The sequence below is a fragment of the Thauera sp. WH-1 genome (assembly GCF_047806685.1).
Taxonomy (GTDB): Bacteria; Pseudomonadota; Gammaproteobacteria; order Burkholderiales; family Rhodocyclaceae; genus Thauera.
On record NZ_JBLQGP010000043.1, the window covers coordinates 1 to 13,293 of the forward strand.

14 protein-coding genes and 1 pseudogene are annotated in these 13,293 nt (G+C 65.4%); 9 read left to right on the forward strand and 6 right to left on the reverse strand.

The window, feature by feature from the left end; genetic code table 11:
• From ACMV5O_RS20760 to ACMV5O_RS20770, 3 genes are all read right to left on the reverse strand, one after another.
• The coding region (locus ACMV5O_RS20760) for an RtcB family protein (RefSeq protein WP_416165225.1) at nucleotides 1–1,154 on the reverse strand (1,154 nt) is incomplete at its 3' end.
• A 26-nt stretch (nucleotides 1,155–1,180) separates the two neighbouring features.
• Nucleotides 1,181–3,682, reverse strand: coding sequence for a VIT domain-containing protein (locus ACMV5O_RS20765; protein WP_416165226.1), 2,502 nt, complete (start codon nucleotides 3,680–3,682; stop codon nucleotides 1,181–1,183).
• On the reverse strand, nucleotides 3,679–4,155 hold the full coding sequence (locus ACMV5O_RS20770; RefSeq protein WP_416165227.1) for a helix-turn-helix domain-containing protein: 477 nt from the start codon (nucleotides 4,153–4,155) through the stop codon (nucleotides 3,679–3,681). The genes ACMV5O_RS20765 and ACMV5O_RS20770 overlap by 4 nt, the downstream gene beginning before the upstream one ends.
• Nucleotides 4,156–4,260: 105 nt before the next feature.
• Here ACMV5O_RS20770 and ACMV5O_RS20775 point away from each other — a divergent pair, with 105 nt between their 5' ends.
• A complete protein-coding gene (locus ACMV5O_RS20775) occupies nucleotides 4,261–4,626 on the forward strand; it encodes a hypothetical protein (protein ID WP_416165228.1) in 366 nt (121 codons plus the stop codon).
• A gap of 182 nt (nucleotides 4,627–4,808) precedes the next feature.
• Here the strand turns inward: ACMV5O_RS20775 and ACMV5O_RS20780 are convergent.
• Nucleotides 4,809–5,144, reverse strand: a pseudogene (locus ACMV5O_RS20780) (exonuclease domain-containing protein); the annotation flags it as partial.
• Nucleotides 5,145–5,180: 36 nt separating this feature from the next.
• Nucleotides 5,181–6,938 (reverse strand): CHAT domain-containing protein, encoded by a 1,758-nt coding sequence (locus ACMV5O_RS20785; RefSeq protein WP_416165229.1) that lies wholly within the window; start codon nucleotides 6,936–6,938, stop codon nucleotides 5,181–5,183.
• Nucleotides 6,939–7,674: 736 nt separating this feature from the next.
• Here ACMV5O_RS20785 and ACMV5O_RS20790 point away from each other — a divergent pair.
• The 8 genes from ACMV5O_RS20790 (at nucleotide 7,675) to ACMV5O_RS20825 (ending at nucleotide 13,014) form a co-directional block, all read left to right on the forward strand.
• A complete protein-coding gene (locus tag ACMV5O_RS20790) occupies nucleotides 7,675–7,929 on the forward strand; it encodes a hypothetical protein (RefSeq protein ID WP_020691133.1) in 255 nt (84 codons plus the stop codon).
• 105 nt (nucleotides 7,930–8,034) lie between these two features.
• Nucleotides 8,035–8,202 carry a hypothetical protein gene (locus ACMV5O_RS20795; RefSeq protein ID WP_416165230.1) on the forward strand — a complete coding sequence of 56 codons (168 nt, stop codon included), beginning with the start codon at nucleotides 8,035–8,037 and terminating at the stop codon, nucleotides 8,200–8,202.
• 27 nt (nucleotides 8,203–8,229) lie between these two features.
• Nucleotides 8,230–8,799 carry a hypothetical protein gene (locus ACMV5O_RS20800; RefSeq protein ID WP_416165231.1) on the forward strand — a complete coding sequence of 190 codons (570 nt, stop codon included), beginning with the start codon at nucleotides 8,230–8,232 and terminating at the stop codon, nucleotides 8,797–8,799.
• Between the two features lie 187 nt (nucleotides 8,800–8,986).
• Nucleotides 8,987–9,193: a hypothetical protein gene (locus ACMV5O_RS20805; RefSeq protein ID WP_416165232.1), complete on the forward strand. Its 207-nt coding sequence runs from the start codon at nucleotides 8,987–8,989 to the stop codon at nucleotides 9,191–9,193.
• A 14-nt stretch (nucleotides 9,194–9,207) separates the two neighbouring features.
• Complete coding sequence (locus ACMV5O_RS20810; RefSeq protein WP_416165233.1) at nucleotides 9,208–9,915, forward strand: hypothetical protein; 708 nt, start codon at nucleotides 9,208–9,210, stop codon at nucleotides 9,913–9,915.
• A gap of 113 nt (nucleotides 9,916–10,028) precedes the next feature.
• Nucleotides 10,029–10,499 carry a hypothetical protein gene (locus tag ACMV5O_RS20815; RefSeq protein ID WP_416165234.1) on the forward strand — a complete coding sequence of 157 codons (471 nt, stop codon included), beginning with the start codon at nucleotides 10,029–10,031 and terminating at the stop codon, nucleotides 10,497–10,499.
• A gap of 96 nt (nucleotides 10,500–10,595) precedes the next feature.
• Nucleotides 10,596–11,744: a methionine adenosyltransferase gene (metK, locus tag ACMV5O_RS20820; RefSeq protein ID WP_416165235.1), complete on the forward strand. Its 1,149-nt coding sequence runs from the start codon at nucleotides 10,596–10,598 to the stop codon at nucleotides 11,742–11,744.
• A gap of 142 nt (nucleotides 11,745–11,886) precedes the next feature.
• Complete coding sequence (locus ACMV5O_RS20825) at nucleotides 11,887–13,014, forward strand: DUF3883 domain-containing protein (protein WP_416165236.1); 1,128 nt, start codon at nucleotides 11,887–11,889, stop codon at nucleotides 13,012–13,014.
• Between the two features lie 89 nt (nucleotides 13,015–13,103).
• On the opposite strand, the gene ACMV5O_RS20830 is transcribed toward ACMV5O_RS20825, so the two are convergent.
• Nucleotides 13,104–13,293 (reverse strand): hypothetical protein (locus ACMV5O_RS20830; protein WP_416165237.1); only part of this gene is annotated, 190 nt, incomplete at its 5' end.

The window sequence follows — 13,293 nt, forward strand, 5'->3', positions numbered from 1 at the left end:
TCGGTGAGGTCGCGCTGGTTGGCCATCACTTCGTCGATGTCCTTGTACGCCCCGGGAATCTCATCGACCACGCCCTTATCCTTGCGGCAGATCACCCCTTCGGTCTGGCGTGCGAGATCGGCCTCGGTGAAGCGCTTGGTTGCCGCCGTGCGGCTCATTCGCCGGCCGGCGCCGTGCGCGCTGGAGCAGAAGCTCTCCGCGCTGCCCTTGCCACGCACGATGTAGCTGCGCGCCCCCATGCTTCCAGGGACGATGCCGAGCTCGCCCTGCCCCGCCCGGATCGCGCCCTTGCGCGTCACCCAGACATCGGCGCCATAGTGGTGCTCGCGGGCGACATAGTTGTGGTGGCAGTTCACCGCTTCGGTGGTGACGGTAAAGCGCGGCAGGTGGCGCGCCAGTCCCGCGAGCACCAGCTCCAGCATCGCCTGGCGGTTGGCCATCGCGTACTCCTGCGCCCAATGCACCGCCTCGACGTAATCAGCAAAGTGCTCGCTGCCCTCGGCAAAGTAGGCCAGATCGCGATCAGGCAGGTGGATCATGTGGCGCGCCATGTCCTTTCTCGCCAGCTCGATGAAGTACGTCGCGATGGCGTTGCCGATGCCCCGGCTGCCCGAGTGCAGCATCACCCAGACGCGCTCATGCTCGTCCAGGCAGACCTCGATGAAGTGGTTGCCCCCGCCGAGCGTGCCCATCTGGTTCGCCCACTTGGAGAACTTGCCGAAGGCCTTGAGCAGTTGCGGATGGCGCTCGGTCAAGGCCTTGAGGCCGGGCTCGAAGGGGCGCACCACGTCGGCCAGCACCCGGCCGTCAGCATGCTGGTCGCGGCCGACCGGCACGTCACGGCTGATCTGATCGAACACCCTCTTCAGTCGCTTCTCGTCGATGTCGTTGGCGGTGAGCGACAGGCGCGCGGCGACCATGCCGCAGCCGATGTCGACACCCACCGCCGCCGGAATGATGGCCTGGTGGGTGGCGATGACCGAGCCGATGGTCGCGCCGATGCCCAGATGCACGTCGGGCATGGCAGCGACGTGGTGGTGGATGAAGGGCAGGCTCGCGATGTTGGCGAGCTGCGCCTTCGAGCCCTCGTCGATGTCGTCGGTCCAGATCCTGACCGGTACGGCGCTGCCGTCGAGGACGGTCTTCACGGGCATGACTGCTCCCTTACGTTTCCCTGCCTCTATCCAACGCCGACACCCGACTGTTCGAGCGCCGACGCCCCTTCCTGGAGCGCAAAGACGCAGTCGGGCCAGCGCTCTGCCCGCAGCGTACTTACAAACACCTGCAGGCGAGCAAGGATCGACGCAGCCGCAGGGTCATCCTGCCTGACCTTCATCGCCGCGCCCGGTGCCACGCGTTGTGCCAAGACCTTGAGCCTACCAAGCGCGCCGGTGTCCGACAGCAGCGCTTCGTGCAGATCGCGCTGCGCCATCACCTGGACGAAGCAGGCGACCACCAGCGACTCACCCTCCCCTTCAGCCAACACGAACTCGAGCCAGTCGAGCACCGCCGCACCGAGACCGATTCGGCGCAGCTCGGCATAGCCTTGCGGCCATTCGGCCTGCGGGTGACTGCGCAGCCACTGTGTCAGCCCAAGGGGCGTGAGACCTGTGTAATGCGGTTCGGCACACCAGTAACGCGGATCGTCCCGGGGTGGTTGCCAGCCATCCTGATTCGAGCTTCGGCGCAGGAACGCCGGGATGTCATAGGTCCCAGCCTTGTTGGCCGTATCGCCGTGATCTGCACGTCGACCCGAGCGCAGCACCATGGGCGCATCGAAGGCATCGTCGAAGTCGAGATACGCACCGCTTGCCGCAGCCGGCGAGCCGTAATGCTCCGGCGCCTCATTCACGCTGAGCGGCGCCATGCAGGGGTCGATGCAGAAGTCGAGACTGCCGAGGCCGCCAAAGCCGGCAGGCAGCATCGAGGGCACCTTCACGAGATCGGGCATGTCCGCCGGTTTGTCGGCTTCGGCACGCGTCTCGACGAGCAGGAAATGCGTCAGCGGGCTGACCAGCTGATACGCGACGGCCAGTTCCAGCGCCTGACGCGAGTGGGCGCCCTCGGCGGCGAGTAGGGTTTCGATCTGCGCAGCCACGGCCATACGGCTGAGCGCCGAATCATGCTCCACAGCCGTCAGGCAGGCCTCGCCCAGCGATTCGGGCGCCACGGCGTGCGTACGCGTCCCGACCAGACGCACCGTCCCATCCGGCACCTGCGCAAAGCGTGCCCACACGGTCACCGCGTCACCGTCGAACACCGAGCCGGGTAGCGCGCTCACCCACAGGGGCTTCGCACCGGCCGGCCACACAAGCGCCAGGGACGCCATGCGCTGCGAGCGCAGGCGCGCAAACATGCGCAGGACGGCCGGTTCCACGGCCTCTCCGGGTGCGACGAAGTCACAGGCCCCGCCGGTCTCCTCGGCCAGGCGGCGCAGCACATCCTCGGCAGGGGCGCTGCCGATACCGACGACGAACACCCGGTGGCCCAGCGCGCGCGCCTTCGCCACCGTGCCCTCGATGGCGTGGATCTGGCCATCGGTGATGAGGAGCAGATCGACCGGCGCGGCACCTTCCCCAGCACCTGGACTTGCGTCAGCATCGCCGGCCAGGGCCAACGTGGAATCCAGCGCCTTCTCCATCTCGGTGCCGCCGAGGTCGGCCTGCAAGCCTGCCGCCCAGCGCTGCCCGGCCAGCCGGGTCGCGGGGCTCGTTCGCCACAGCGCGCGCGAGCGGTGCTCGACCGTGCTGCCGAAACGTGACAGCGAGAACCGCTCCCCCTCGCGCAGACCGGCGACGATGGCCTGCAGCGCGCGACGTGCGGCGGCGATGCTGTCGCCCTGCATCGAGCCCGAGCAGTCCACCAGGATCTTCACCGCGAGCGGATGAACCGACGCCGGCACGCGCGGGCAGAAGCTCGCCAGCACGCTGACCGCGCCCGGCTGTACCGTGTCCTGCGCACACAGGGCGAGCGAATCCTGTGCAACCTCATCGAGCACGAGGATGAAATCGCGATCAAGACAGCCACCGCGCGCAAGCGACACGACCATCGCCGTCGTCTCGCCCTCACCTTCCAGGCGCATCGACAGCGGATGACTCGGCGAGCCGATGCGGGCCCGTGCGAGGGCGCCCTCGACGCGCAGGCTGAGCTCGAACGGATGCACGACCATCAGATCATGCTCGACCACCTGGTGCGGCTTCAAGCCGGCATCGGCCACCGGATCGCCATAACGCGGGGCGATCACGGTGGGCACCACCAGGCGCAGGCCGTGCTGCTCGAACTGGAGCACCTGGGCGTAGCGTAGCCGCACCACACAGGTCTCCCCGGGTGCGAGGTTGCCCAGGTTCAGCGTGTAGCTGCCATCGAAATTCTGCTCGAGCAGGATGGCGGTGTTGCCTTCGGCAATGGCGTCCTCGTAGCCCTGCTCAGCCTGCTTTCGCTCCACTACCGCACCGGACAGACGGCGATCGCCAATCTGGACCTCGACCCCGAGCAGGACGGCCGCCCAGGGCAGCGGGAAGGTGTAGACGAGCTCGACATGGCGCTCGAAGGGGTTGGCAAAGCGCTGCTCGAGGTTCGCCTCGAACAGCGTCCCGCGCAAACTGCCTTCAAAGCGGGCGCCCTTGAGCGTCAGTGCCTCACCCGCGCCCGTCTCGAGTCGTGCCGATTGCTGCTGCATCATGGCTCTCCCGCCTGTCGTTCGTTCTTGTTCGTGTTCGCCGGATCCACCTGCGAAGCACCGTCTTCTTCACCCTGGGCCGCCTTGAAGGCCGTCATCACGCCCTGGATGAACTGCCGAACCGCCTCGGGACTCAGCCCCGCCCGCTGCGGATCGATCACCACCTCGATGCCCTCGGCGACCGTCAGATGGCTGCACACCGATACGCTGCCGATGGCGCGTTCGCGAGGCGGCACCGGCGGCGGCGCACCGTGGAGCAACTCGCGGATGCGCTCGAGCGAGACGCCGGCAGCGGTCCATTTGCGGATCTGCAGCAGCTGCTCGAGATGCCGAGCGCCGTACCGGGCCGCCCGGGTCTCGCCCTCGGGGCGGTCGACCAGGCCGATCTGCACGTAGTAGCGCACCGTGCGGGGCGGCAGGTCCGCGAGCACGGCCAACTCGGCCAGGGGATAGCTTGGGGAGGCGTCGGTGTTCATGGTGTCTATTAAGCCACTTTAATTTGCACAGTACAACTGTGCTTTAAAACCGGCAGAGGGCTGATAGCATCCGGCCGTCTCTTGACCCAACCTGGCCGTTACACCATGTCCCCACCTCCCCGCCCGACACCGCCCGCAGACAGCCGGGGAACGCGCGCCGCGCTGATCTTCGCGCTCACTGCCGAGCGCCTGTCGATCCACTACGAGCATGGCCAGTGGCTCACCGAGGCCCAGGGTGCGAGCTTCATCGCCGACTGGCTCCGGCGCAGCGAGCGCGCACTGCCACTGGCCGAGCGCCGCCAGCTCTCCGCGCTCAGTGACGGGCTGGCGCGCCAGATCGCCGGCTCGCTGTCACGGGAAGCGGGTCTCTACACCACGCACGAGATGATGGAAGCGCTCGATCCGAACTACGACTCGGAGCTGGCGCGCTCGATGATGGACGAGTGCGCGCGCCTGCTGGACGCCGAGTGACGCGGGACGCTGACGGAGCCTCGAGGGCACCGATCCGTCAGTCGCTGACCTTTCCGCGCGCAGCCTTGATCGACCGCCGCCGCGCCTTCCCCTCCAGCCTGCGGGTGACCGACGCGCGGGTTGGTCGGGACGCACGGCGCGCCTCCGGGGACGCCGCGACACGCTCGATCAGTTCTTCCAGCCGGCAACTGCGCCTTCGACGCACGCTGGATCTGCCGCAGCAGATCGACCGACACCCTTGGCACCTGATGCCGGAGCCGCCGCTCATCCTCAAGCAGAAGCAGCAGGCTCGCGGCCATCTCGGCATCGGCAAGCGCACGGTCGTAACGCCCGGCGACCGGCAGATCGGCTTACTCGACCGGGACGCCGAGCTTGTATTTGGGTTCAGAGGGCAGGAGGCGTCGGGACAGCAGCAGCGAGCACATGAAGTCCTGCTTCCTGCTGCACCGGATCCTCGCGAGCTCCGCATCCCGGAACCTGGCGTCGAACGAGGCGTTGTGGGCAAACATCGGCATGTCCGCGCCTTGCCCCGTGCGCGCACGCCCCCGTGCCGCCTATTGGGATACGGACGGCGCGGGCGTTGCGGGGTCGGTGGAAGGCGGTCGCAAGCGAGCATAGAGTCCCTCGGCGGGCGAGAGAATGCACTCCTCGAGGATCGCCCGCAGATGCGCTGCGTCCTCGTAGTGCACCACCGGAAGGACCGATGGCCGCCGCAGCAGGTTGTCCATGACCGGGTAGGCGCGCTCGCGGCCATCAATGATCGGGACCACCGGCAAGGAAGGGAAATTCGGCACGATCGCCTGCAACTCCGCAGGAATGCTGTTGGGCGAGGACACATCCGCGATCACGAAGCGCGACACCGATGCAAAGCGCACGATAGATTCGATCAGGTCGCGGTCCCCAGGGCGGTCGAAATCGAAGAGCAGGGGTACGTAATGCCGTGGCGGGGTGGACAGTTCGCGGCGCAACAGGTCAAGAATCGCCTTCCGCTGCGCGGTGAAGCGCCCGAGAATCAGCACGGTGTGCTGCGCGATCTCGGACAGCATGCGGCTCACCCCACTGCCATCGATCTCGTTTGCGCGCAGGCGGACCGCATCCACTGTCTCCCCGCGCTCGGCACGCAACTCGCGCTGGCTGCGCGCAAGCGCGCCACGTCCGCTGCGCGGGAACAGGGTCGCCGTTTCTGCCGGCATGTAGCACATGAAGCGACCCCAGTCGCCCGGATAGCCGGAATGCTGGGGGTCGCTCACATAAAGCCTTGCGTAGGTCATTGCCTCATCGATCGATAGCCCCACCGCAAGCGAGCGATAGAGCTTTTCGGCGAAGTTCAGTGCGGCAATATTGCTGACCACCCCCTGCACGCCGATCACAACCGGCACCCCTGCGTGCATAAATGGGCGGATGAAACGCCAGTCTCCACTATTGCAAGCATTGAATACCGCAAGGCGCACCCCAGCGCCCACCAACCGAGGCGCAAGCTGATCGCTCCAGGCCCAATTGCCCGTGCATGCTTGCGCTTCCCGGCTACCCGACGGATCCGCATCCGCCGCCATGAGCTGCAAGCCGTCCGCGCCTCCGGCCCCGAGAGCGGGATGCGCGCAGCGGATCAGCACCCCACGCCCGGCGCGCACCTCGACGTGGCCTGCGTAATGGAAGACATCGCAACCGGACTGCAGGCCGCGCTCGACCGCAGCGTCCGCGTCGGCGCGCGCGAACTCGAAATCGATCAGGCGACGCAAGGGCCGCAGCGCTGCGCGCAGGCTGTCGTACTCGACCTTCACTCCCCAGCGGTCCGAGCCATCCTGGAAGAAGGTTCCGACGAAAAGCGCCCGCCGGGTGCGGTCGTCGGGCGGCGTGCGTACCAGCACGGAGGCCGGCTCGCGAACGAGGGAGATCCTCCCGTCCAGCAACAGGAAGCCGCTCAAGGTGTCATCGGAAGCGATATCGGGACGATACAGATACTCCCAAGGGAAATCGATCAGGGAGTCGTCGAGGCACAAACGCAGGCGCAGGCCGAGCTCGGGCTTCGCCGCCACCACGGCGAGACTCTCACGGAGAAGCCGCCAGATTTCGTCGGGAAATACCAGACCTGCGAGCCGCCGTCCGAATGAGGCAGCCTCGCGCAACGATGCATCGGCAGGCAGCGCCCAGTCCGCTCGCTCGAAAGGCCCCACCCGCACGACCTCGGGCCGTCGCATCGCCCCCGCCGGCGTCTCGTGCGCAATGACCTGCAAATACGAACCGTCGCACCATGCTCGCAGCGCAAAATCAACGAAGCGCGTCGGCACATTCGCCACGGCATCCTTCCTCATCGTAGTCATGTTCGCCCCCCATGTCCGCCCCCCCATGTCCGCCCCCCCATGTTCGCCCCCCCATAACCGCGCACAGCGTAGCCAGCTCAGACTGTCACGACCTACCGTCAATGTAAGATAGCATCGCGAATTGCCGATCAGTCGCGTTCCTCTATGGAGACTTCCGCGCCTCGTGGGTGAGAGACAGCGAGCTACCCTCCAGCTCGGTCAGCACGCGGTAGCGGGAACAGAACGACCCGAGGACGGACTCATGCGCCAGCAGAAGTTGTATCCGGCGCGATGAGCTGACGATAGAGCGTCCAGTGCATAGAATGCTGCAGGACTGGGCCAACAGCTTGGCGCAGAGCCAGTCATGAGCGACTTTTACGGTAATCTGTTCTCCCGTTCTCGCGGCCCTAATGGTGGCGAGGTCAGGCCCGCAGCCGCCCTCCTGAGCCCGGCATTGACCTTGACAACGTGAACGCTCATCCGCTTTACTCCAGCCATCGCGCCGATTCGAGAACACAGCTTGCGGGCGCGTAATAGATTCAGCGTAATAAATTCAGCTAAAGCGGCCACGCAAGACCCGCTGAGCCTGCATGGCCGACGGGTCTTTTTGTTTTTTGCGGTAACTGAACAACACCACGAAGGAAGCACCGGCGTGACCTGATCGATGCACTCGAGCCCTTTTGACCGCTGCCCTCCCCCGTCCGGGGCGAGGCATCGGAATGGCTCGAACATCGACAGGAGAAACGCCATGTACAAGCAAAGCCGTCGGCGCCGCAACCCGGCCGCCCGCACCGCACCGCGCGAAGTCGTCGTCCTCGACGACGGCAAGCGCCTCACCGGTCGGCTGATGCACAACGCCTTCGTGTGGACCGAGGATGTGCTCTCGGCGCAGGAATGGCAGGCGGCAGTCGCCGCCGCCGAACACGACCCGGACATCACCGTGGTGATCCGGGACGACCAGGCAGCACCCCAGGATCGGCAACGGTCCAACCGCCGGCATTAACGACAACTTGCCGGGGCGGATGACAAATACCGGCTAAAGCGTCACCGCCTCTTCGCCCCCGCGAGGCCGGTCACGCCGGCTCAACAGGGGGCGAGGAGCATCACCATGATCAGCACGCAATGCACGGGCGACCGGCGCCTGACCCCCAGCCAGCGCGAGGCGCTGGGCAAGTTCGTCCCCAATCCCTTCCCGCCTGCGCAGACAAGCGCGCCTCTGCGCCAAGCGTCGAGCGAGCCCCTGCCGATCCGCCCAAGTTGGCTCGGCTGGCGTTGAGCCCGGTCATAGGAGGAGAAAATCATCATGTGGCCTTACGCAACCCGTGGCTCGCGCTTCATGGGCGACGTCAGCGAGATCAGCCCCAGCGCGCTCGAGGCGGAGGACTTCAGCACCAATGCGGTGTCGATCAAGCTCTGGCTCCCCGAGAAGCTGGTCGCTGCCATCGATGTGCTCTGCGATCAGCACGACGCAAGCCGGCCTGACGTGCTGCGCTGGATTCTCTTCGAGCATGTGTTCGGTCGGGCGGAACTCGCGCATCTGAAGCGTCGAATGAGCGCGCGGCTCAAGGAACTGGAGAAAGCCGAGATCATGCGATCCGTCCGCCGCAGCGCCACCGAAGAAGGGCCGACACCCCGCGAGATCAACGCCCGCCACCTGGGCAAGGCCACCGAAGACCTCAAGCTCTTCCTGCCCGCGCGGATCAAGCTCGAGCTGCAGGACCTGGCCGACGCCGCGAAGCAACCGCTCTCCGATTACCTTCGCGCGGTGCTCGCCCGTCACCTCCTCGGCGAACGCTTCTTCCGCGAGTGGCAGGCAGCGCTCGCCAAGGCCAACGCCGAGGCGGCCCGGCACGAGTCCGACATCGTCCTCTAGCGCTAGCGCAAGGCCACCCGCCCGAGCGCGGCCGAGCACAGTTTGCGGGGAATTTCTCCCGCAGGCTCGGCCGGCCCGGTAGTCTTTCACCCATGCCGCAACGGCATCCCGTCCCTGATTTAGCCCCACTTGCGGGGGACGTTAAACGCATACCGCTAAAGAGGGCGCTTCTGTTCTGGAGGCGAGCATGTCCCGCGACAAAGCAATCAAGGCCGTTCAGCGACTGATCCGGCTCTACCTCTCCAAGCACGGCTACCACGTCGAGCAGTCCGGCCAGCAGTGGCAGTGGCGCCGTGACGGCACTGCGGCAACGCCGGCGGACGATGAACTCACGGCCATCCTGGCTGCCTCCGAGGCGCTCATCCGCGCCTCGGTCGGCACCGCCGCAGCGTGAACGAGGAGACCGTCATGGATCGCCGTACTTTCCTCAAGGCGCTGACCTCGTTCGGCGCCTCGATCGCCCTGCCCCTGGATCTGGCCACCGCGTCCAATGCCGAGGTCGACACGGCCTGGACCGAAGCCGAGAAGACTTGGGATCTGTTCGAAGTGAGCGAATTCCGCACACTCTCGTACGCCAACTTCGAGGAGCACACCACGCGCTACGACGCCTATGGTTTCAGCGACGCGAGCGACGTCGATGCCTCGATGCTCGAGAGTCATTACGACCTCTACGACCCCATCCAGGCGCTCTACCGCGAGCACCTGCTCGAGCAGGATCCCGCGCTCGACGAGGCGACGCTCGACGAGAAGGTCGAGGACGAGTGGCTCGAGTGGTGTCAGCAGGCCAGCGGCACTGATCGGACCAGCATCGACAGGATCATCGACGACTGGCTCTCCGAAGCGCCCGATCCCTGCCAGGAGTGGGAGGCCTACTACAAGACCGGCGACGCCCAGGGGGCTGCGTACGACCATTTCCTGCGCGAAGATCCTGAGTTGATGGAGGCGCTCGGGATCGTCGTGATCGAGGGCGACTGCCCCGGCAGCAGCTACTACGCCGCCGAGCTCCATACCGAGGTCGAGGCGGCCAACCGCATCGCCGCCGAGCGCGGCTGGACGATCCGCTTCGTCTATGACGGCGAAGACATCGTGCGCTACGACCGCACGCCCGTCGTGTAATCGAACACCTGCCGGCATCGGCCCGTGCCGGCGGGAAGCAGTCAGGACCAGGGGGGATTTGATCCAGCTTACGGCCCCCGCCACATTGGTAAAGCCGCTAAAGAGGAGCAGACATGCACAACGACGACAACCACGAACCGGATGACGGCATCACCGCCAGCTACATGATTTCTCCCGACTACGGCGACGCGTTCGCCTGGCGTCGGGTCGAAGGGGTGGATTCGCGCTACACCCTCGGGGCGGACTCGGGGGGATGGAGTGGCCCGCACCCGATCTCCGATGCCCTCTTCCAGGATTTGCATGAATGGTACGGGTGCTTTTGCAGGGCAGACCCCTGGTCCGGCAAGCACGAAATGGACTGGGAGGCTTTCCACCGGGATGGGGTCGAGCTAGCCCGCCGGGTCAAGGCCGAGGTGGGTCCCACTGCCAAGGTGTTTTATGCAAAGCCCATCGAAGATCCTGGCTTTCTACATCAGCGACTGCGGGAGATCCTCGACGACGGGTCCGTGGTCATCTTCCCCGATGAGCCGATGACCATCTCCCCGGACTGGCCCATGACAGACGACGCATCCGGCGCCGACTGACAGCAACGATCGGACAATCAGTTGATCCTCGGAACCCCGGCGTGCAGGCGTATCCGCATCACGGCGCCGGCCCGCTCCCATCGAGACCTTTAAGCAATGACGAACCACACTTACCTCTTCACCTCCGAATCCGTCTCCGAAGGCCACCCCGACAAGGTCGCCGACCAGATCTCCGACCGCATCCTCGACGCCTTTCTTGCCCGCGACCCCAGCGCCCGCGTCGCCTGCGAGACCCTGCTCGCCGACCAGTACGTGGTGGTCGCCGGCGAATTCAAGACACGCGACGAGGCGGTCTTCCGCGACATCGAGACTGCGGCCGAAAGCATCGTGCGCAAGACGCTCGCCGACATCGGCTACACCGACGCCGCAACCGGCATCGATCCGCGCCGCTGCGAGATCCGCATCGCCTTCAACCACCAGTCGAGCGAGATCGGCCAGGGCGTAGACCGGGCCGACGGCGAACTCGGCGCCGGCGACCAGGGGCTGATGTTCGGCTACGCCTGCGATGAGACACCCGAGCTGATGCCGCTGGCGATCAGCTTCGCGCACCGGCTGGTGCGTCGGCAGGCTGAGCTGCGCAAGTCGGGCGCCTTGCCCTGGCTGAGGCCCGACGCCAAGAGCCAGGTCACTGTGCGCTACGAGGGCGGTCGCCCGGTCGCGGTCGAGAAGGTGGCGCTCTCCACCCAGCATGCCGAGTCCATCGACACCGACACACTGCGAGCCGAGGTGCTGCGCCACATCATCGAGCCGGTCGTGCCGAGAGAGCTGCGCAGCCCGGGCTTCGAGGCCCTGATCAACCCCACCGGCCGCTTCACCGTCGGCGGCCCCAAGGGCGACACCGGACTCACCGGGCGCAAGATCATCGTCGATACCTACGGCGGCGCCTGCCCGCACGGCGGCGGCGCCTTCTCCGGAAAAGACCCGAGCAAAGTCGACCGCTCGGCGGCCTACATGGCGCGGCACATTGCCAAGAGCCTGGTCGCTGGGGGCCTGGCGCGGCGCTGCCTGGTCCAACTCGCCTACGCGATCGGCGTGGTCGAACCGGTGTCGGTGATGGTCGATACCTACGGCACGGGCAGCCGGCCGGACGAGGAGTTGGAGGCATTGGTGCGCGAGCGCTTCCGGCTCACGCCGAAGGGGATCATCGAGTCGCTGGGGCTCGAGCGGCCGATCTATGCGCAGACGGCGAGCTATGGGCACTTCGGGCGCACGGACGTTGAACTGCCGTGGGAGAAGGTGGCATGAGCGAAAAGTAGCGCGACGACAATGTGCCCCGTCCCGTTCACATCGTTCTCAACTCGTCCACCTAGCCCAAAACCACTTTCGCCAATGCAGGTATCCGGCTTAGGCTACTGTCTTCGGCCAACCCAAAGCAGGCAAATTTCCCATGGGTATCAAGGATATTCGTGATGCGGCCTCGATCCGTGAGGCGATGGGCGAGTTTGACCGGGTAGGTCGAACCTACTTTTTGGAGAAATACGGCTTTCGGAAGTCTCGCGAATTTATGGTCCGCGACCAAGCTACCGGGCGCCTGTACGACTCGAAGGCGATTGTTGGCGCCGCTTACGGGTACGCGTTCCCCGAAGCTGGCCCCCTTCGAGCTTCGGATTTCAGTGGCGGGGAGGCCACCGTTGACACCTTGCTGACCGGGCTCGGCTTTCAAGTCGTCCGGATCGGACAGGACTGGACGCTCGAAGAGGTCAGAGCCATCGTGGCAGACTACTTCGAGATGCTCCGATATGAAGCCAACGGCCTGCCCTACAACAAGTCGGAGCACAACGCTGCACTGCAGACACGTCTGCAATCACGAAGCAAGGCATCGATCGAGATGAAGCACCAGAACATCTCAGCGATACTCGACCAGCTCGGACTTCCATATATCCAGGGGTACAAACCACGGTCCAACGTGCAGGAGTTGCTCCAGAAGGTCGTCATTGATGAGGTCCAGCGCTCAAGGGCCGAGCTTCTCAAGATCATTGATGCGCTGGAAGACCGCACCACCCCCGGCGAGCGCAACTACCGTGGCGTATTGATCGCGCCTCCGGTACCGGACGCGGCCCCACAGGGCCAGCGTCGCAAACGCCTGCCGAGGAAGCTGGATTTTGCGGCTCGGGACGAGCACAACCGACGGCTAGGTCGCAGCGGAGAGACATGGGTCATGGATTTCGAGAAGACCCGTCTGATCGGCGAGAGTCGCCCCGACCTGATCTCTGGTATCGATTGGATTTCAGACCGCTGCGGTGACGGAGCCGGCTACGACATCCTTTCATTTGAGCCAAATGAGGTCGCTCGCTTCATCGAAGTCAAGACGACGAATGGCGGCGCTCTCACACCGTTCATCGTCAGCCAGAATGAGCTGGAATTCTCCGAAGAGGCTGAAGATGCTTTCTGCCTGTATCGTGTCTTCGACTTTGCGCGAGCACCACGCCTTTTCATTCTGCGCGGCATGCTCAGCGCATCGGTTCACCTTGAGGCGATCGACTACCGCGCGAGATTGAAGGCACTGCATGCGTGAAGCCACGAAAAGCGCGGTCACACGATAACCCTCATCGAAATCGCACCAGCACTTTTCTTGAGCGGCAACCGCCAGGTTTTTGGTATCGATTACCTAAGCAACATCGCCATCCGCCATTCAATCGCCGCCTGCTTCGGATACATCCGCGCCTCGCGTGGCAAAAACAGCGGTTTGCCTTCCAGCTCGGTCAGCACTCGGTAGTTGTTGCCGGCTGCCCGAATCCGCACAAATCTGGCGTCGTTAATCGGCGGCGTCGAGCGGGCGCCGTCGGAGCCGTAA

Excerpts from the sequence above, each read along its gene's own strand:
- ACMV5O_RS20765 (WP_416165226.1), bottom strand. The coding sequence starts at position 3,682 with ATGATGCAGCAGCAATCGGCACGACTCGAGACGGGCGCGGGTGAGGCA.
- ACMV5O_RS20770 (WP_416165227.1), bottom strand. The coding sequence starts at position 4,155 with ATGAACACCGACGCCTCCCCAAGCTATCCCCTGGCCGAGTTGGCCGTG.
- ACMV5O_RS20775 (WP_416165228.1), top strand. The coding sequence starts at position 4,261 with ATGTCCCCACCTCCCCGCCCGACACCGCCCGCAGACAGCCGGGGAACG.
- ACMV5O_RS20785 (WP_416165229.1), bottom strand. The coding sequence starts at position 6,938 with ATGAGGAAGGATGCCGTGGCGAATGTGCCGACGCGCTTCGTTGATTTT.
- ACMV5O_RS20790 (WP_020691133.1), top strand. The coding sequence starts at position 7,675 with ATGTACAAGCAAAGCCGTCGGCGCCGCAACCCGGCCGCCCGCACCGCA.
- ACMV5O_RS20795 (WP_416165230.1), top strand. The coding sequence starts at position 8,035 with ATGATCAGCACGCAATGCACGGGCGACCGGCGCCTGACCCCCAGCCAG.
- ACMV5O_RS20800 (WP_416165231.1), top strand. The coding sequence starts at position 8,230 with ATGTGGCCTTACGCAACCCGTGGCTCGCGCTTCATGGGCGACGTCAGC.
- ACMV5O_RS20805 (WP_416165232.1), top strand. The coding sequence starts at position 8,987 with ATGTCCCGCGACAAAGCAATCAAGGCCGTTCAGCGACTGATCCGGCTC.
- ACMV5O_RS20810 (WP_416165233.1), top strand. The coding sequence starts at position 9,208 with ATGGATCGCCGTACTTTCCTCAAGGCGCTGACCTCGTTCGGCGCCTCG.
- ACMV5O_RS20815 (WP_416165234.1), top strand. The coding sequence starts at position 10,029 with ATGCACAACGACGACAACCACGAACCGGATGACGGCATCACCGCCAGC.
- metK (WP_416165235.1), top strand. The coding sequence starts at position 10,596 with ATGACGAACCACACTTACCTCTTCACCTCCGAATCCGTCTCCGAAGGC.
- ACMV5O_RS20825 (WP_416165236.1), top strand. The coding sequence starts at position 11,887 with ATGGGTATCAAGGATATTCGTGATGCGGCCTCGATCCGTGAGGCGATG.